Genomic DNA, 16,139 nt, shown 5'->3' on the forward strand with positions numbered 1-16,139 from the left:
ATCGACGAGGCCTACACGCTCACCCCGGCCGGGGCGGGCAACGACTTCGGCCAGGAGGCGGTGGACACCCTGGTGAAGCTGATGGAGGACCACCGCGACGAGGTGGCGGTGATCGTCGCCGGGTACGACTCGGAGATGGAGCGGTTCCTGGCCTCCAACCCCGGTCTGGCGTCCCGGTTCGCCCGGCGGGTGCCGTTCACCGACTACAGCGGCGCGGAGCTGGTGTCCATCGTGCGGGGCATGGCCCAGGCGGGCGGGTACACGATCCCGGACGCGACGGCGGAGCGGCTGCTGGCGCACTTCGACGCGGTCCCCCGGGGCGAGGCCTTCGGCAACGCCCGCTACGCCCGCCAGGTGATGGAGAAGATGATCACCCGGCAGGCCGGGCGGCTCGTCGCGGTGGCCGAGCCGGGCCGCGAGGACCTGGTGGTGCTGGCCCCGGAGGACGTGCCCTGACGGGGCCGGGCGTCCGGACGGGGCGGGTGGGGGCGGCCCTCCCGCCCCCCGGGGCGCCCGAGGCCGTCCGCCGGGCACCGGCGCCCCGCGGTCACGGCTTGCGCGCCACGCCGCCGTACTGGTCCATGCCGCGCCGGGTTCCGACCTCGATGGGGCCCGGACGCCACAGCGGGCAGGGGACCACGCCCGGCTCCAGCAGCTCCAGGCCCTCGAAGCGTGCGGCGATGTCCTCGGGGCTGCGCAGGTGGTAGGGGAGGCCGCCCTGGGAGTTGCCCTCCTCCATGGCCGCGTTGTAGGCCTCGCTGGTGTTCGTGCCGTCGTACATCGCCAGGAAGCTGCCGGAGGGCAGGGCGTCCATGAGGCGGTTCACGATCGGCATGATGTCCTCGGAGGGGATGTGCCCGAGGATGCCCAGCAGCATCAGGGCCACCGGCTGGTCGAAGTCCAGGGTCTCGGCGGCCTGGCGCAGGATCGACTCGGGGTCGCGCAGGTCGGCGTCGATGTAGTCGGTCGCCCCTTCGGGGGAGCCGACGAGCAGCGCCCGGGCGTGCGTCAGGACCAGCGGGTCGTTGTCCACGTACACCACGCGCGACTCCGGCGCGACGGACTGGGCGACCTCGTGGGTGTTGTTGACCGTGGGCATCCCCGTGCCGATGTCGAGGAACTGTCGGATGCCCTCCTCGGCGGCCAGGTGGGTGACCACCCGGATGAGGAACTCGCGGCTGGTCCGGGCCAGGTCCACGATCTCCGGGAAGGACGCGATCACCTGGTCGCCGACCGTGCGGTCGATGGGGTAGTTGTCCTTGCCGCCCATCCAGTAGTTCCAGATGCGCGCGGAGTGGGGGACCGTGGTGTCGATCTGCGGCTGCGGGGCGACTCCGCCGTTCGCCGCGGGAGAGGACGGACCGTCTGTCATGAGGGGGTACCTGTCTAGCCGTGTGGGGTGGGGAGGACCGGCCCGCCGCAGTGGGCCCGGGGGGCCGTTCCCGGCCCCTGTGCACCCGCGGACCCACCCGTGGCGGGGATCTGTGTCGAGGTTAGGCGAGACCGGCCCTCCCGCGCATACCGCGGGCCGGGAGCGGTCAGCGCAGGAGCACGCCGTAGCCGCTGCGGAGCAGGTCGGGCGCCGATCCGCGGTGGACGGCCGACAGGCGCGGCCACAGGGCCCGCCCGGCGCCGTTCCTGTAGCGCACGAAGGTCGCGAACGTCGCCTCGGCGCCGTCGACGGCCATGACGATCTGGACGCTCATCATCCACCCGGGGGCCTCCACCCGCACCCACCCGTCGCCGCGGCCGGAGATCCGCCACCCGGCCACGCGGTCCGGCGCGTGGCCGGGCCGCAGGCGCAGCCCCAGCACGCCCTGCCACAGGACCTGCGCCGAGCCGTCGAGCACCTCCTCGAACATGGCCCGCAGCCACTCCTCGGGCGTCCCGGCCGTCCCCCGGTCCATCGTGAGGGTGAACAGGTCGGCGTAGTCGTAGCGGGTGAAGGAGACCAGCTCCGCGATGTGCGCGGGCGGCGTCCGCCGCTCGGCGACGACCGGCTCGGCGCCCGGTCCCGCCCCGGCCGCGCCGGCGGCCTCCGATGTGGTTCCTGCCGTCATGTCCGGCTCCCTTCGGGTGGGGGTCCGCGCGGTGGCGGTACCGATGCCCGGAAAGTAACATACAGACATGTACGTATGTGATTGGGGAGGGTGACGTGGCCGCGGCACGGGCGGGCGAGCGCCGCACGCAGGCCGACCGGCGCGCGCGGACCAGGAGCGCGCTGCTGGAGTCGGCGGCCCGGGGGCTGTCCGCGCACGGCTACGCCAACCTGTCGTTGGAGCGGGTGGCGGGCGAGGCGGGCTACACCCGCGGGGCGCTGTACCACCAGTTCGCCAACAAGGAGGAACTCGCGCAGGCCGTGGTGGAGTGGGTCGGCGAGACCTGGCGCGCCGAGGTGGGCGGCCCCGCGTCGGCGCACGAGGACCCCGTCGAGGCGCTGTGCGCTCTGGCGCGGGCGCACGCCGTCTACTGCCGCCGCGACATCGCCGGGGTCATGATGACGCTGCAGACCGAGTTCTCCGGCCGGGACCATCCGGTCGCCCGGGCCCTGGAGCGCAACGTCCGCCCGCTCATCACCGAGTGGGGCGGGCGGATCGCGCAGGCGCGGGAGTCCGGCGCCCTCCCGCCGGGGCCGCCGCCCGAAGAGATGGCCTCGGCCTACTTCGGCACGCTTCAGGGCGTCACCATCGCGCTCGCCGGGCGCTCCCCGCACGACGTCCGGCTCGCCGAGGGGGCCGTCCGCGGAGTCCTCGGCCTGCCGCCCGCAGCGCCCGGCGAGCCCCTGCTCACCCCGCCAGGCCGCGGCGCAGCGCCGTAAAGAGCTCGGCGATCTGCAGCTGGGACACCTCGGCGGACTGGATCTGCTGGGACCCGTGAAAGGTCCCGGCCCACTGGTGCAGCTCGACCGGGACGCCCGCCTGCAGCAGGCGCGCCGCGTAGTCGATGTCCTCGTCGCGGTTGGGGCAGAACTCCGCGGCGGTGATGTAAGCGGACGGCAGCCCGGACAGGTCGGCCGCGCGCGCGGGGGCCGCGTAGGGCGTGGCGGCCGCCCCGCCCAGGTAGTGGCCCCACATCTGGGCGACCTTGCTCCGGGTCACGAAGGGGGTGTCGGTGAAGGTGCGCGCCGAAACGGTCAGCTGGCGGTCGTCGAGACCCGCCTGGTTGAGCACTTGGAAGCGGACCGGCGGCCCCTGCTCGTCCCGGGCGCGCAGCGCCACGGAGGCGGCGATGCCCCCGCCGGAACTGTGGCCGCCGACGGCGATCCGGTCCGGCGCCGTGCCGAGCGCGTCGGCGTTCTCAGAGGCCCACACGAGCGCCGCGTAGGCGTCGTCGTGCGCGGCGGGGAAGGGGTTCTCCGGGGCGAGGCGGTAGGCCACGGAGACGACCGTCGCCCCGGACCCGCCGGCGATCATCGCGGCCCACGGGTGCTCGGTCTCCAGGTCGCCCATGACGAACCCGCCCCCGTGCAGCCAGACGAGGGCGCCCTGGGGGTGTTGCGGCCGGTAGATCCGCACGGGAACCGGCGGGTCGCCGGGGACGGTGCGGTCCTCGATCTCCAGGTCGGCGGTGTCCGGTTCGGGCAGGGTGGCGGTCAGCTCGGCGAGCTGCCTGCGCGCGGCGGGCGGGTCGCTCAGGTCGGACGGCGGGAAGAGGGACAGGTACGGCTCGAGTTCGGGATCCATGACGGTCATCCTGTGGCAGGCGGCCGCCCGGGGCATCCGACGGTCGTCGCGCATCCGCCCCGGACTCTGCGACGGACGGCGGGCCCTCCGGTGCGGGGCGCGTGCGTAGGATCGCGCCATGGACGCGTTGGTGGTGCGGCTGTCGCAATTGGACACCGAGGCCGCGGGGGCGCTGCGGGTGGTGGCGTTCTACGACACGCTGATGCTCCGGAGAGTCAACCTGCCCGCGCTGGCCCGTGCGTCGGCCGGGCTCGCGGAGTGCGTGGCGGGGGTCCGGCTGCACGGCACCGGGCGTGCGCTCCGGTTCGCGCCGAACGGCCGGGAGGCGCAGGGGCCCCTGCCGACCGCGCGCTCGGCCGTCCGCCCCGTCCTCTTGGACGAGGAGGAGGCGGGGACCGTGTGGCTGGAGCGGGACACCGCGCCGCGCGCGCTCGACGACCTGCTGTTGGAACGGTTCGCCATCGCCGTGGCGGCGGCGCTTGAACGCCACGGACCCGCGCAGACCACGATGGCCGACCCCGCGCTCGTGGAACTGGTGATCAGCCCCGCCGACGAGGCGGCCCGGGCGCGGGCGCTGCGCCTGCTGGGCTTCGCACCGGGCCTTCCGGTCCTGGTCGCCGCCGTCAGCACGTCCCTGCCGCTCGACCGCGTCGGCGCCCGGGTCTGCCCGGAGCGGCAGGTGAAGACGGCGTCGGTGTGCGGGGTGGGCGTGGTCCTCGCCGCCGCGATCGACCCCGAGCGCTTCCCGGAAGGGGCGCGCGCGGGCATCGGCGCCGCCGACGGGCCCACCGCCTCCTGGAGGCAGGCGCGGACGGCCCTGCGATTCACCACCCCGCTCCGCCCCGTCGTGCGCCACCGCGACCTGGGCGCGCTGGCCCTGCTCGCCGAGGTGCCGCCCGACGCCGCGCGGGCCAACCCGGACGTGGCCGCGATCGGCCGCGTGGCCGCCGCCCCGGACGACCTGGAGACGCTGGAGGTGTACTGCGCGTTGGGGTCGGTCCGCCGGACCGCCGAACGACTCCACCTGCACCACAGCAGCGTCGCCCGGCGGATCGACCGGATCGGCGTGGAGCTGGGCATGGACCTCACCAGTCCGGCCGGTTCGACGCGCGCCGGGGTCGCCCTGGCGTTGTGGAGGCTGCTCGACGACTGAGAGGACTGGAGAACCAGGTGCGGCGCACGGCGGCGCGGCCCTATCGTCGCCGTCCATGGGCGCTCCTGAACGGTCCCCCTCCCTGCTCAACGTCATCGACGTCGAGGCCACCTGCTGGGACGGACCCGCCCCCGCGCCGTCGGAGATCATCGAGATCGGCCTGTGCGTGGTCGACGTGCGGGCGAGGGAGCGCGTTCTGCACCGAGCTCACCGGCCTCATCCAGGAGGAGGTCGACACCGGCCTCGAATTCCGCGACGCCTGCGCCGAAATGGTGCGCCGCCATTGTGCGGCCGACCGCCGCTGGGCGAGCTGGGGCGACTACGACCGCAAGCAGTTCGTCCGCCAGTGCGACGATGAGGGTGTCGACTACCCGTTCCCGCCGAGGCACGTCGACGCTAAGCGCGTCTTCGCCGGGGCGCACGGCCTGCGGCAGCGGGGGATGGCGCGCGCTGCAGTACGCGGGCCTGCCCCTTGAAGGCCGACACCTCAGCGGCCCCGACGACGCATGGAACATCGCGGCCCTCGTCCTGCACCTGATGGAGCGCGGCGACCGGCCGAAGGCCCGAAGCTGACGGGCGGCGGCCGTCAGAGTTCGGGTTCCCCGGTCACGGAGTCGGACTGGACCACTGTTCCGGTGACGTGACCGTTGACGATGTTGTGGATCTCCGCCGCCTTCACCTCGTCCGCGCCGTCCTCTGACGCCTCCGAGAAGGAGACGGTTCCCGCCTGGAAGACCACGGCGCCGGGGCCGACATCGCCATTGACCGTGTTCACAACGGTGCGCTCGGAGGTCACATCGCTGTCCTGCCCGCTTCGCTCGTCCATACGAGGAGACTACCGATGCGCAGTGCACCGGACGGGGCCGGACGCCGCCGCCGTGTCGCCCGGTGTCTCGATCAGGCTTCTATGGGCGCCGCAACCGCACCTTGCGGGCCTCGATGTCGATGGCGGCCACCTCTACATCGACGAGGTCGCCCACCTGCAGGCCCGCGCTCTCCGCACCGGGAAGAAGGCCCACGATGCCGTCGTCGTCAGTACCCCCGTCACCGCCGACCTCCATCTCGATGAGCGCTCCTACGCGCGTGGTCTTCTCCACTCGGCCGGGCAGGGTCCGCCCGAAGGCACGGCGCGCGAACGTGTGCAGGGGGTCGGGCAGCAGCCGCTTGAGCGAGACCGACACCTGCTCGCGTTCCAGGTCGACGTCGGTTACGACGCCGACCACCTCGTCCCCCACGTCGGCCGCCTCGGAAGGGTCCGCGCAGCGGCGGTGGGTGATCTCGGGAAGCCGGACCAGCCCTTCGCGGCCGTCGATGTCCAGGAACAGGCCGAAGGGGGCGATGCGCACGACCGTCCCCTTGACGACCTCATTCCTTTGGGGCCAGCCGTTCAGGACAGCGGTCACGACATCGTGCTCTGAAAGTCGGCGGCGCAGTGGCTGCAGGGGGTCGGACTCAGAGGTCATGCGGCGGAGTGTACTTCGTCGGACCTTCGGTCAGGCTCTCCAGGGGCGCAGGCCGAGGCGCCGGAGCTCGAGCGCGGCCAGCGCGCGCACCGCCTCCGCGTCGTCGGTGCGCCAGGCCTCTACCGGGTCCTCGTGCACCGCCGCCAGGCGTGAGGGCCGCACCGAGGCCAAGGCGCGCAGCGCCAGGACCCGGTCGCCCGCGCGGCCATGCAGCGCTCCGGCGCTCCGGGCCGTCCCGGCCTGCCGGATCCAGCGCAGCCGCGCGGGCAGCCAGGTGCCGAGCGCGACCACGATCGGCAGGCAGGCGGTGAGCAGGGCGAGCAGGACCGCCGAGGTCGCGATGGACTCCTGGAGCGAGCGCCCTGCCTCCCCGAGCGAGGCCCCGGCCTCGCCGACGGCGGTCAACGGCGAGGCGAGGCCGTCGCCGGCCAGGGGGACCTGGCGCGCGGCCTCGGCCGCGTCGCCCATGTGGCGGTCCACCGCGTCGCCCGCGTCGGCGAGCGTCGTTCCGGAGGCCCCGGCGGCGGCGACGGTGTCGTGCAGGGCGAAGGCGGCCCTGATCCAGAGGGCGATCCACAGTACGGCCAGGACGTCGGCGAGGACCTGCGGCGCGAATCGGGCAGGGCGGTCGGCGTAGAGCTTCACGAGTGCTCCATGGGGGCGTGGGGGTGGTGGGGAACCGCGCGTGCGTGTGGTCGGGGCCATCGTGTCCGCGGCGGTCCGGCACCGCAATGCCACCCGACCGCAATCCGCGGAGCAGTGGATTCGAGTCCGATTCCGGGGGCCCCGTAGGCGGCGGCCGGAATCGACGACAGCTCCCCCCCCGGGGCGGTCACGTCGGGAGTGAGGTGCCAGGGGAGGACGGTCGTGCGGTCGGCGCCGGTGCGGTTTCCAAGGAGCGCGACACCGATCCGGCATAAAAGGTTTACATTCTCGCCCCGCCGCTTTTATGAAATTCCGCACTCATGCCCGTGAAAACGAGTCATGTCCCCTGCGGGTCTTCTGTAGGGAACGTTATCCACACTGGAAGGAAATACGGACCATGCCCCCCACACGCCGCTCCGTCGCCGCCGTGACCACGGCCGCGGCGGCCGCCCTGCTCGCTCCTGTGCCCACCGCTCCGGCCGCGCTGGCCGACGGACCCCACACCCCGCCCGAGGTGCGCGCCGAGATCCAGGCGCTGCCGTGGCCCGCCCTCGCCGAAGGGGACTCCGGCGCGGTCGTCCAGGCCGCCAACGAACTCCTCCAATCCTACGGGTACCTGCCCGAACAAGGGCTCGGCAACATCTTCTTCGACGAGCCCATGGCGGACGCGGTGCGCGACTACCAGGACGACCGGGACATCCCCGTCGACGGCCGTATCGGCGACGAGACCTGGAGCCACATCCGGATGGACTTCGGTGTCGTGGGCCGCGGGAACCGCGACACGAAGAAGGTCACGGCGGTCCAGGTCCTGCTCGAACACAACGGGCATTCGGTGACCGGCGACGGAATCTATGGGCCCCGCACCGAGAACGCGGTCATCGCCTTCCAGGAGGAGAACTCCATCGACGCCGACGGAGTCGTCGGCCCCATCACCTTCCGCGCCCTGGTGACCGGTGGCGTGTGACCCGTCCCTATGGGCGCCGCCCGCTCCGGCGCACCGGTCGGAACCCGATGGCGAGGAGGCCGTCATGTCCCTGTCCCCACTCCGAATTCTGCGGTCGGCCGCGGCCGCCGCACTCGCCTTTGCCCTGACCGCAGGTGCATTGGCCGCAGCGCCGCCCCGGGCCGAGGCCGATGCCCGGTGCATCGGCGGACCGCTGCTGGGTACCGTGCTCGACTACTGCCCCGGCGCGCTTCCCTCAGGCCGCACGGCCGACTGGCTCGATGACACACGCCGGTTCGATACCGGCCAGCTCCAGGGGGCCAAGCGGATCTATGCCCTGGACGACGGTACCGACCTCACCATCGTGGGGTACGAGGACGGCGTCGTGGACCTCACCCCTGACGAACTCGCGCGGGGCGACGAGCGGTTCGCCGACCCCCGGCCGATCCGCGACGCCCGGGGGCGCACCGGCCTCGCCGGTGACGGCGCGGTCCTGATCCTGCTCTCCGACACCGAGACCGCGCCCGAGGAGGGGCCGTTCACCGTCGAGGTCAGCACGCGCTTCCCGGGAGCGACCGATACCGGTGAACTCCTCCGCATCGCGGGCCACGTCACCGCGGCCCCTTCGGGCTGATACCGCGGCGCCGACAACGGTACGGACCCTGTCGCCTGAGGCGACGGGGTCCGATCGCACGAGGGGCACCCGCTGGTCGAGGCCCCGGGCGGCGGCTCTTGACCCGGGGGTGGTCATCCGGCAGCGGAGTCCAGAGGGAAGTCCGGCACCCGCGACCAATTCAGGGTCTCCCCCAGATCCGCTGCGGCCTGGTTGGCGACGGCCTCAGCCCCGTGTCGAAAAATCCGGGCACAGGTGATCGTGCCGTGCACGACCAGCGAATGCTCGCCCCCAGGCACAGCCCTCAGCACGTCCGAAGCAGCCGGGACGGCGTTGTTGGCGCTGATCCCCTTGGTTACGGGCCCTGGCCAAACCCCGCTCCCCAACGCTCGGCCGCAGGCTTGGAGTCAGAGCTGCCGTCGTCATAGGCACGGCTCGAATCAGAGAGCTACAAGTGCCCCGAGGATGCCATCAACGCCTTTGGGCCCGTTAGGGATCTTGCAGCACCCGCGTCGCACACATGCCTACCACGTGAAACCGCAGGTCAACGTGTCAAACATGCAGAACTGCCGGCAGCGGTGCCAGGCGAGGAAGTCCGTGGCGGTGATGTGATGACCGTGCGGATCGCCGAGGTCGACCCACCCATGCGACGTAACCTCCTGTCGCCGGGGCGCTAGAGTCCTGTTCGCATCGGGGAGGGAGAAAGGAGTGACATGGCCGAGAAGCGCTGGCAACTCAGGAAGGAAGATCGCATCGTAGGGACCTTGACGCTCAAAGAGGTCGACATGTTCTGGTCGGACTGCCACTTCGAGCCTGCTTCCGCTTGGGACGGGCTCCGCCCTCTTTTCGTCGTTTCGCGAGACGCATGGGTTCGCGGTGACCAAGAGGCCGCCCGGGCAGCCGACGAGGCGATCCACGCTGAGGGGCTCATTCTCGTGCCCGACGGAGGTGGCGACCCCATCACAGACTTTCTGATCAGGATCGATGGAGAGACCGCGCGCTTCCGGCACTGACTGCTGATGACCGGCGGGACCAGCTGGACGAGTCATAGCGCAAAGAAGGTCCGTGGCGCAATGGCTGAGTCGGGTCTCGGCGAACTTCGGCGCTCTGGCGGCGCGGAGGAGCCGACTGGCCGCTGGTTGTGGACCACCAGTTGTACCGCTTCGCCTTGAAGCTCAGCTGAGAACTACCTGCGTTTGTTCGCCACGCTCCCTCGCAGCCCCTTCCTGGCGGAGAGCGTCCACCAGTAGTGCCACACCCCAGTCCACCTGGCACGTGGTCCAGCACGAGGACGTGCTCATCCTCCGCAACCCCGGCAGCCACCAGGGGAGGAGGAAGCCTCATGCCGACCGAGCACCTGGAGCACACCGGCGCCCCCGCTGGCCAGGGGCCGGGACGCCTGCGCGGCCGACGCGAGGAGCCGTTGGCGGCGGGGTCGCTGTGCACCGGAATCGCCGGACTCGACCTCGGCGCCCTGCGCGCCATCGGCACCGCCGAGGTGCCGGATGAGGGGCTGCCGGGTGTTCTTCCGGTCACGTCGGCGGATCTGGTGCGTGTGCCCGAGGAGTTGCTGCGGCCGCTGTTCGACGCCTTCCGGATGGAGGCCCGCATCGACAAGACCCGGGGGAGGGCCGACATCAGCGTGACCCTGCTGCCGGAGACCGTCGACAGTGTGCAGGCGGTCGCGGAACGGGCGCTGACCGGCACCGATTCGGGATCGGCCCTTGACAGGGCCGAATTTTCGCCCGTTTGCCTGGCGGCCCCAGCAGGATTCGAACCTGCGACACCGGCTTTAGGAGAGCCGTGCTCTGTCCCCTGAGCTATGAGGCCTTGCAGGCCCCAGCGTAGCGGAGGACGGAGGGCGTTCGGGTCCCGCATCGGCGGGGTGGGCGTCCCGGGGTTTCCCGCCTTTGGGGTTGAGTACTCTTCTCCCTAGAGGGTTGTCACTCCACCCGCGTGACATGCGCCACATCGTGTGCGCTGCCGGTGTGGGGACCGGTCCACCGGTGTGGCGGCGGCCAGGGGGGACGGCCCGGTCGGCCCCGGGGGTGGGCCCGCGGCCTGCTGGCCGGATGTGGACTTTGCAGTACCCTGCCATGCGGCCGCCCTACGGCCCGTGCACGACCGTGACCGATACAGGTAGCCGGAGGACTCACGTGCCGTTCTCTCTCGCATCGACGCGGCGGACGTCCCGCGCCTGGAGAAGCGGATCGGCGCCCCGGCCTTCGCGGTCCTCCCCGGCGGCCGAGGGGCCGGGGCCCGCCGCCGCGTCCGGGGCCCGGGTTTCGGCGGTCTCGCTTCCGCGCCCCCTGCGGGTGCGGCTCGCCCAGGGGATCGTCACCGTCCTGCTCCTCGGCGGCGTGCTGCTGCCCGCCGGTGAGGCCGCCGTCGCGCCGGTCACCGCCCCCGCCCACGCCGACGAGGACCTCGACGCCCTCGCCGAACAGGCGGAGCAGGCCAAGGAGGACCTGGAGAAGGCCACCGACGACTACACCGACCGTGAGAAGGACCTCGACGCCGCCCAGGATGAGCTGGTCTCCACGCTGCACGAGCTGCAGCAGACCGAGCTGAAGCTCGGCGACATGCGCGAGCCGCTCTCCCAGATGGCCAGCACCCTCTACCAGCAGCCCGACGCCGGGGCCCTGGGCCTGATCACCTCCGGCAGCGTCCAGCAGGACCTGCGCGTCGACTCCTACGTCAGCAAGCTCTCCGAGGACAAGGACTCCCTCATCGAGGAGGCCAACAAGCTGCGCGACCGGCAGGTCGAGCTGACCAACGAGGCCCAGAACCTCCAGGCCGAGACGCAGCTCGCCCGGGTCGAGCTCAAGTCCGACCTCAAGGACCTCAAGAAGCAGTCCGAGGAGAGCACCGAGAAGCTCACCAAGGAGCTGGAGGACCGCGGCCTGGACGTCGACGCCTACATGGCCGGCGTGGAGTGCGATCCCAGCAAGGGCGAGCAGGCCTCCAACTACCCCAACGGCCTGCTCCCCCAGGGCGCGCTGTGCGAGCTTCCGCAGGGCGGCGAGTTCCTGCGCGCCGACGCGGCCGTGGACTTCATGGAGATGAACCAGGCCTACGCCGATGAGTTCGGCAGCCAGATGTGCCTGACCAGCTCCTACCGCGACCTGCCCAACCAGCAGCGCGTCTACGCCGAGCAGCCCCCGGGCAACGCCGCCGTCCCCGGCACCTCCAACCACGGCTGGGGCCTGGCCGTCGACATCTGCGGCGGGGTGCAGAACCAGGGGTCGGCCCAGTTCAACTGGTTGGAGAACAACTCCCAGCAATGGGGCTGGTTCCACCCGCAGTGGGCCTACTCCAACCCCTTCGAGCCCTGGCACTGGGAGTACAAGGCCGCCAAGGGGGAGTGACGGGACCGGCGCGGAAGGCGCCGGGGGCGGGGCCCAGAGGCCCCGCCCGGCCCCTTACGCCGAGGCGGGCTCGCCTGCGGAGTCCTTCGGGGTGATCTCCGAGGTGCACTGCGGGCACCGGTCCGCCAGGCGGCTGACCTCGCTACGGCAGTGCGGGCACTCCCGCGTGGCCGCCTCCTCGGCCTTCATCATCCGGTCCATCAGCTTGGACACCGGCAGCACCACGAAGAAGTACAGCACCGCCGCCGTCAGCAGGAAGCCGATCAGCGCGTCCACGAAGGCCCCGTACAGGAAGCGGCTGCCGTTCACCTCGAAGTAGAGGTCGCCGAAGTGCGGCACCCCTCCGAAGATCCCCAGCAGCGGGGTGATGAACCCTTCGGTGAAGGCCGTGATCAGCTCGGAGAAGACGGCGCCGATCACCACGGCGACCGCCAGCTGCACCAGGTTGCCCTGGAGCAGGAACCTCTTGAATCCATCCATCGGTCGGTCGTCCCATTCCGTTCTCACCGGCGGTCCTGTCCGGAGGCGCCCAGGGGCTGGGGGCGCCGGAACCGCGCCGAACAGGATTCACTACACCTGGTCATCGGTCAAACGCGGATCGTCAGTGCAATCCCGCCGCGGACGGACGCGGCCGCCAGCGCCGCCGCCTCCTCCCTCTCCGCGGCGACCACGATGACCGCCCCGCCCGCGCCGTCGCCCTCCGGGTCGGGCACGGCGACCACCGGGCGGTCCTCGGCCAGCACGGCGGGCGGCGGGCCGGTGCCCGGGGCGGGTCCGGGCGGTGCCCCCGCGACGGCGGGCGGCGCCGCCACCAGGTCCACCCGGTCGCCGGGCGCGACCAGCGCGGCCGCCTCCGCGTCGGCGACCCGCACCGGCACCGCCGCCGTGCCCGGCCCGTACCCGGCCGCCGGAGGGACGGCCAGCCGTGCGTCGGTGAGCACCTCCCCGCGCCGGACCGGCCCGGTCAGCGCCCCGCCCACGGGCTCCTCGCCGGGGCGCAGCGCCCCCTCGGGCACCGCGTCCGCGGGCAGGGTGCGCACCTCCAGGTCGGCGGCGGCGACCGGGTCGAGCGGGGACAGGTCCCGCGCGGCGACCACGACCTCCGCCCCTCCCTCGGGCGCCGGGCGCAGCAGCAGGACCGCCCCGGCGAGCGCGATCGCGGCGCACAGCGTCCCGACGGCGCCGCGGTGGCGGGCCAGGGCGAGTGCCGTCCGTCGCCGGAGCGTCATGGGATGAGGCTAGGGCGCCGGAGGGAGCGGGCGGGTGCCGATCGCGGGGGTGTGGACAGGGGGCGGGGCGCAGCCGGGTGCGCGGGCAAGGGCCTGCCGCACGGCGAAGGCCGGGACCCCGATGCAGGGGTCCCGGCCTTCGGAAGACGTGGGCGGCGCGGACGTCCTAGGCCGTGGCGGCCTTCGCGGGCGAGCCGCTCGACGAGCTCGACGCGGACGAGCCCGACGAGGAGGAGCCGGACGAGGCCGGGGTCCCCGAGGAGCCGGAGCCGCTCGACGCGGAGGAGGCGCTCTCGGGCGAGGAGCCGTTCGAGGAGGCCGACGCGTCGCCGTTGGACGAGCCGGAGGAGCTCGTGATCGCCGAGCTGTCGGAGGTCTTGGCGCTGTCGGTGCGGTAGAACCCCGAGCCCTTGAAGACGATGCCCACCGCCGAGTACACCTTGCGGAGGCGCCCCTCGCACGAGGGGCAGGTGGTCAGCGAGTCGTCGCTGAACTTCTGCACGACCTCCAGCGGTTCGCCGCACTCGGTGCAGACGTACTGGTATGTAGGCACGTGATCCTCCTTGCTGGCACTCTCGCCCGTCGACTGCTAGATAGTACGCGGTTGAACAGCGGTGCCGCGACCTCGGGGGCCGACGCGCCGGGCTCCGCGCCGCCGGTGGATGCAACGCCGCCCGGTCCCCCGCTGTTCCGCGCCGCGCCCCCGCCCCGCCAGGTCACAGGCGCCGTAGGCCGCCCTCCGGGGTGAGAACCCCGTCCACGGGCCGGTCGTGGGGCTCGGCCGGTACCGACTCCAGGAACTCTGTGTCGTAAATCACCCCGAGCGTCAGGGTGTTCGGCCCGACCAGGGACAGCGCGCGGTCGTAGCACCCCGCCCCGCGCCCCAGCCTGGCCCCCGCGCGGTCGACCGCCAGCGCCGGAGCCAGCACCACCGACGCCCGTGCGACCGCGTCCCTCCCGTACCTGGGGCCGGTCGGCTCCAGCAGCCCGAAGCGCGCGGGGGCCACGCTGTCCGGGCCCTCGTAGGCCGCCCAGTCCAGCGACCGGTCCGGCAGGAAGACCGGGAGCAGCACGTACGCGCCCCGCTTCCACAGCATCGTCACCAGCTTGCGCGTGTCCGGCTCCGCGTCCACCGAGTAGTAGACGGCCACCGTCCCGGCGGTGGCCAGCTCGGGCACCTCGGCCGCCGCGTCCCGCAGCGCCGACCCCGCGCGGTCCCTGCGCTCCTCGGACAGGGCCGCGCGCGCGTCGAGCAGCCGCGTCCGCAGCCGCTCCTTCTCCGACCTCGCTTCAGCGTCCATGGGGGCGAGTCTGGCAGGAAGCGGCGGTGTGAGGAGAGGGAGAAGGCGCGGTGAACACCGGCCGCCCGCCCCCCGCGCGACCGGGTCTTTCTCCCGGATCCCCAGGTCAGCCCGAGCGCGGCGGCCCGTTCCCGCCCCGCCTGTGTCCTAGAGTGCGCTCATGACGGATACGCGACACTCCCTGCCCCGGGTGACCAAGGCCGTGGTCCCGGCCGCGGGGCTCGGCACGAGGTTCCTTCCGGCGACCAAGGCCACCCCCAAGGAAATGCTCCCGATCGTCGACAAGCCGGCCATCCAGTACGTCGTCGAGGAGGCCGTGGACGCCGGGCTGAACGACGTCCTCATGGTCACCGGGCGCAGCAAGCGCTCCATCGAGGACCACTTCGACCGGGCCTACGAGCTGGAGGAGGCGCTGCGCGCCAAGGACGACACCGAGCGGCTGCGGTCGGTGCGCGAGTCCAGCGAGCTGGCGCAGGTGCACTACGTGCGCCAGGGGGAGCCGCGCGGCCTGGGCCACGCCGTGCTGTGCGCCGACGCGCACGTGGCCGGGGAACCCTTCGCCGTCCTCCTGGGCGACGACCTCATCGGCGCCAGCGAGGGCCTGCTCAAGCGGATGATCGACGTGCAGGCCGAGCGCGGCGGCAGCGTCGTCGCCCTCATGGAGGTCGAGCCCGAGCAGGTCTCCCTGTACGGCTGCGCCGCCATCGAGCCCACCGACGACCCCGACGTGGTGCACGTGACCGACCTGGTGGAGAAGCCGCCGCGGGAGTCGGCACCCAGCCGCTGGGCGATCATCGGCCGGTACGTGTGCGCCCCCGAGGTCTTCGGGGTGCTGCGCGACACCCCGCCCGGGCGCGGCGGTGAGATCCAGCTCACCGACGCCCTGAGGGAGCTGGCGCGGCGCAAGCCCGACGAGGGCGGCCCGGTGCACGGGGTGCTGTTCCGGGGGCAGCGCTACGACACCGGAAACAAGGTCGACTACCTTCGCACTGTGGTGGAATTCGCGTGTGCGCGGCCCGACCTCGCCGCGGAGTTCGTTCCGTGGCTCCGCGAGTTCGCGGCGGCGCAGGACCCCGGCGGCCTGCCGGGGTGACACCGGCGGTGAGAGGGGACCGATGAAGAGCGTCGAGAGGCACATCACCGACATCCTCGGGCTGGTGCGCCCGCTCCCCGCGATCGAGCTGGACCTGCTGCGCGCCCAGGGGACCGTGCTCGCCGAGGACGTGGCCGCCCCCGTGGCGCTGCCGCCCTTCGACAACTCCGGCATGGACGGCTACGCCGTGGTCGCCGCCGACGTGGCCGGTGCGAGCGACACGGCCCCGGTGCGCCTGCCCGTGGTCGGGGACATCGCGGCCGGGGACACCGGCGCCCACGCGGTGCGCAGCGGCTACTGCGCCCGCATCATGACCGGCGCCCCGATGCCCGCCGGAGCCGACGCCGTGGTGCCGGTCGAATGGACCGACGGCGGCCGGGCCGAGGTGGCCGTGCGCCGCCCCGCCGCGGCCCGGAACGCGGTCCGCCGCGCCGGGGGCGACGTGCGCGAGGGCGACACGGTGCTGCGCGCCGGTGCCCGCCTGGGCGCCGCCGAGCTGGGCGTGCTCGCCTCGGTGGGGCGGCGCACCGCCCCGGTGCGCCCGCGGCCCCGGGTGGCGGTGCTGTCCACCGGCGAGGAGCTGGTCGAGCCGGGCAAGCCGCTGGCGCCGGGCCAGATCTGGGAGTCCAACGGCTACATGCTCCCCCC

The 16,139-nt window shown here is 72.9% G+C and carries 18 protein-coding genes, 1 tRNA gene and 3 pseudogenes; 11 read left to right on the forward strand and 11 right to left on the reverse strand.

The window, feature by feature from the left end:
• Positions 1–456 (forward strand): annotated as a pseudogene (locus D476_RS34740) (right-handed parallel beta-helix repeat-containing protein); the annotation flags it as partial.
• 91 nt (positions 457–547) lie between these two features.
• Here D476_RS34740 and D476_RS0127025 read toward each other — a convergent pair.
• Both D476_RS0127025 and D476_RS0127030 read right to left on the reverse strand, forming a co-directional pair.
• Positions 548–1,372 (reverse strand): SAM-dependent methyltransferase, encoded by an 825-nt coding sequence (locus tag D476_RS0127025; RefSeq protein ID WP_017627020.1) that lies wholly within the window; start codon positions 1,370–1,372, stop codon positions 548–550.
• A gap of 166 nt (positions 1,373–1,538) precedes the next feature.
• Positions 1,539–2,060: a hypothetical protein gene (locus tag D476_RS0127030; protein ID WP_017627021.1), complete on the reverse strand. Its 522-nt coding sequence runs from the start codon at positions 2,058–2,060 to the stop codon at positions 1,539–1,541.
• A 95-nt stretch (positions 2,061–2,155) separates the two neighbouring features.
• Here D476_RS0127030 and D476_RS0127035 point away from each other — a divergent pair, with 95 nt between their 5' ends.
• Complete coding sequence (locus tag D476_RS0127035) at positions 2,156–2,818, forward strand: TetR/AcrR family transcriptional regulator (RefSeq protein ID WP_017627022.1); 663 nt, start codon at positions 2,156–2,158, stop codon at positions 2,816–2,818.
• Here D476_RS0127035 and D476_RS0127040 read toward each other — a convergent pair.
• Positions 2,787–3,683 (reverse strand): alpha/beta hydrolase, encoded by an 897-nt coding sequence (locus D476_RS0127040; protein WP_017627023.1) that lies wholly within the window; start codon positions 3,681–3,683, stop codon positions 2,787–2,789. The two genes, D476_RS0127035 and D476_RS0127040, sit on opposite strands and share 32 nt — an antisense overlap.
• Positions 3,684–3,801: 118 nt before the next feature.
• Here D476_RS0127040 and D476_RS0127045 point away from each other — a divergent pair, with 118 nt between their 5' ends.
• On the forward strand, positions 3,802–4,836 hold the full coding sequence (locus D476_RS0127045) for a helix-turn-helix domain-containing protein (protein ID WP_017627024.1): 1,035 nt from the start codon (positions 3,802–3,804) through the stop codon (positions 4,834–4,836).
• A 269-nt stretch (positions 4,837–5,105) separates the two neighbouring features.
• A complete protein-coding gene (locus D476_RS39415) occupies positions 5,106–5,312 on the forward strand; it encodes a 3'-5' exonuclease family protein (RefSeq protein ID WP_026123899.1) in 207 nt (68 codons plus the stop codon).
• A gap of 110 nt (positions 5,313–5,422) precedes the next feature.
• Here the strand turns inward: D476_RS39415 and D476_RS0127055 are convergent, their stop codons facing one another.
• From D476_RS0127055 to D476_RS0127065, 3 genes are all read right to left on the reverse strand, one after another.
• Entirely contained in the window at positions 5,423–5,662 is a 240-nt protein-coding gene (locus tag D476_RS0127055; protein WP_152529452.1) for a hypothetical protein, read from the reverse strand.
• 79 nt (positions 5,663–5,741) lie between these two features.
• The gene (locus D476_RS0127060) at positions 5,742–6,299 is read right to left on the reverse strand and encodes a S1 RNA-binding domain-containing protein (RefSeq protein ID WP_083939661.1); all 558 of its coding nucleotides are present in this window, start codon (positions 6,297–6,299) and stop codon (positions 5,742–5,744) included.
• 30 nt (positions 6,300–6,329) lie between these two features.
• The gene (locus D476_RS0127065; RefSeq protein WP_017627027.1) at positions 6,330–6,944 is read right to left on the reverse strand and encodes a hypothetical protein; all 615 of its coding nucleotides are present in this window, start codon (positions 6,942–6,944) and stop codon (positions 6,330–6,332) included.
• 397 nt (positions 6,945–7,341) lie between these two features.
• Between D476_RS0127065 and D476_RS0127070 the strand changes: the two genes are divergently transcribed.
• The 3 genes from D476_RS0127070 (at position 7,342) to D476_RS0127080 (ending at position 9,513) form a co-directional block, all read left to right on the forward strand.
• Positions 7,342–7,908, forward strand: a complete 567-nt coding sequence (locus D476_RS0127070; protein ID WP_017627028.1) for a peptidoglycan-binding domain-containing protein — start codon at positions 7,342–7,344, stop codon at positions 7,906–7,908.
• Between the two features lie 64 nt (positions 7,909–7,972).
• The gene (locus D476_RS0127075) at positions 7,973–8,521 is read left to right on the forward strand and encodes a hypothetical protein (RefSeq protein ID WP_152529453.1); all 549 of its coding nucleotides are present in this window, start codon (positions 7,973–7,975) and stop codon (positions 8,519–8,521) included.
• A 692-nt stretch (positions 8,522–9,213) separates the two neighbouring features.
• Positions 9,214–9,513: a hypothetical protein gene (locus tag D476_RS0127080; RefSeq protein ID WP_017627030.1), complete on the forward strand. Its 300-nt coding sequence runs from the start codon at positions 9,214–9,216 to the stop codon at positions 9,511–9,513.
• Positions 9,514–10,254: 741 nt separating this feature from the next.
• Here the strand turns inward: D476_RS0127080 and D476_RS0127085 are convergent.
• Positions 10,255–10,330: transfer RNA gene (locus D476_RS0127085), tRNA-Arg, on the reverse strand.
• Between the two features lie 485 nt (positions 10,331–10,815).
• Between D476_RS0127085 and D476_RS0127095 the strand changes: the two genes are divergently transcribed.
• Positions 10,816–11,868 carry a M15 family metallopeptidase gene (locus tag D476_RS0127095; RefSeq protein WP_017627032.1) on the forward strand — a complete coding sequence of 351 codons (1,053 nt, stop codon included), beginning with the start codon at positions 10,816–10,818 and terminating at the stop codon, positions 11,866–11,868.
• Positions 11,869–11,922: 54 nt separating this feature from the next.
• Here D476_RS0127095 and D476_RS0127100 read toward each other — a convergent pair whose 3' ends face one another.
• Positions 11,923–12,348 carry an MscL family protein gene (locus D476_RS0127100; RefSeq protein ID WP_017627033.1) on the reverse strand — a complete coding sequence of 142 codons (426 nt, stop codon included), beginning with the start codon at positions 12,346–12,348 and terminating at the stop codon, positions 11,923–11,925.
• Between the two features lie 107 nt (positions 12,349–12,455).
• The gene (locus D476_RS0127105; RefSeq protein ID WP_017627034.1) at positions 12,456–13,097 is read right to left on the reverse strand and encodes an SAF domain-containing protein; all 642 of its coding nucleotides are present in this window, start codon (positions 13,095–13,097) and stop codon (positions 12,456–12,458) included.
• 173 nt (positions 13,098–13,270) lie between these two features.
• On the opposite strand from D476_RS0127105, the gene D476_RS40185 reads away from it, so the two are divergent.
• Entirely contained in the window at positions 13,271–13,495 is a 225-nt protein-coding gene (locus D476_RS40185) for a hypothetical protein (protein WP_017627035.1), read from the forward strand.
• Positions 13,496–13,557: 62 nt separating this feature from the next.
• Here the strand turns inward: D476_RS40185 and D476_RS40190 are convergent.
• Positions 13,558–13,650 (reverse strand): annotated as a pseudogene (locus D476_RS40190) (FmdB family zinc ribbon protein); the annotation flags it as partial.
• Between the two features lie 163 nt (positions 13,651–13,813).
• Positions 13,814–14,398: a 5-formyltetrahydrofolate cyclo-ligase gene (locus D476_RS0127115; RefSeq protein WP_017627037.1), complete on the reverse strand. Its 585-nt coding sequence runs from the start codon at positions 14,396–14,398 to the stop codon at positions 13,814–13,816.
• 160 nt (positions 14,399–14,558) lie between these two features.
• On the opposite strand from D476_RS0127115, the gene galU reads away from it, so the two are divergent.
• Both galU and D476_RS0127125 read left to right on the forward strand, forming a co-directional pair.
• The gene (gene galU / locus D476_RS0127120) at positions 14,559–15,491 is read left to right on the forward strand and encodes a UTP--glucose-1-phosphate uridylyltransferase GalU (RefSeq protein WP_026123902.1); all 933 of its coding nucleotides are present in this window, start codon (positions 14,559–14,561) and stop codon (positions 15,489–15,491) included.
• 22 nt (positions 15,492–15,513) lie between these two features.
• Positions 15,514–16,139 (forward strand): annotated as a pseudogene (locus D476_RS0127125) (gephyrin-like molybdotransferase Glp); the annotation flags it as partial.

The sequence above is a fragment of the Nocardiopsis chromatogenes YIM 90109 genome, from assembly GCF_000341185.1.
GTDB lineage: Bacteria > Actinomycetota > Actinomycetes > Streptosporangiales > Streptosporangiaceae > Nocardiopsis_A > Nocardiopsis_A chromatogenes.

Excerpts from the sequence above, each read along its gene's own strand:
- D476_RS0127025 (WP_017627020.1), bottom strand. The coding sequence starts at position 1,372 with ATGACAGACGGTCCGTCCTCTCCCGCGGCGAACGGCGGAGTCGCCCCG.
- D476_RS0127030 (WP_017627021.1), bottom strand. The coding sequence starts at position 2,060 with ATGACGGCAGGAACCACATCGGAGGCCGCCGGCGCGGCCGGGGCGGGA.
- D476_RS0127040 (WP_017627023.1), bottom strand. The coding sequence starts at position 3,683 with ATGGATCCCGAACTCGAGCCGTACCTGTCCCTCTTCCCGCCGTCCGAC.
- D476_RS0127045 (WP_017627024.1), top strand. The coding sequence starts at position 3,802 with ATGGACGCGTTGGTGGTGCGGCTGTCGCAATTGGACACCGAGGCCGCG.
- D476_RS39415 (WP_026123899.1), top strand. The coding sequence starts at position 5,106 with ATGGTGCGCCGCCATTGTGCGGCCGACCGCCGCTGGGCGAGCTGGGGC.
- D476_RS0127055 (WP_152529452.1), bottom strand. The coding sequence starts at position 5,662 with ATGGACGAGCGAAGCGGGCAGGACAGCGATGTGACCTCCGAGCGCACC.
- D476_RS0127060 (WP_083939661.1), bottom strand. The coding sequence starts at position 6,299 with ATGACCTCTGAGTCCGACCCCCTGCAGCCACTGCGCCGCCGACTTTCA.
- D476_RS0127070 (WP_017627028.1), top strand. The coding sequence starts at position 7,342 with ATGCCCCCCACACGCCGCTCCGTCGCCGCCGTGACCACGGCCGCGGCG.
- D476_RS0127075 (WP_152529453.1), top strand. The coding sequence starts at position 7,973 with ATGTCCCTGTCCCCACTCCGAATTCTGCGGTCGGCCGCGGCCGCCGCA.
- D476_RS0127080 (WP_017627030.1), top strand. The coding sequence starts at position 9,214 with ATGGCCGAGAAGCGCTGGCAACTCAGGAAGGAAGATCGCATCGTAGGG.
- D476_RS0127100 (WP_017627033.1), bottom strand. The coding sequence starts at position 12,348 with ATGGATGGATTCAAGAGGTTCCTGCTCCAGGGCAACCTGGTGCAGCTG.
- D476_RS0127105 (WP_017627034.1), bottom strand. The coding sequence starts at position 13,097 with ATGACGCTCCGGCGACGGACGGCACTCGCCCTGGCCCGCCACCGCGGC.
- D476_RS0127115 (WP_017627037.1), bottom strand. The coding sequence starts at position 14,398 with ATGGACGCTGAAGCGAGGTCGGAGAAGGAGCGGCTGCGGACGCGGCTG.
- galU (WP_026123902.1), top strand. The coding sequence starts at position 14,559 with ATGACGGATACGCGACACTCCCTGCCCCGGGTGACCAAGGCCGTGGTC.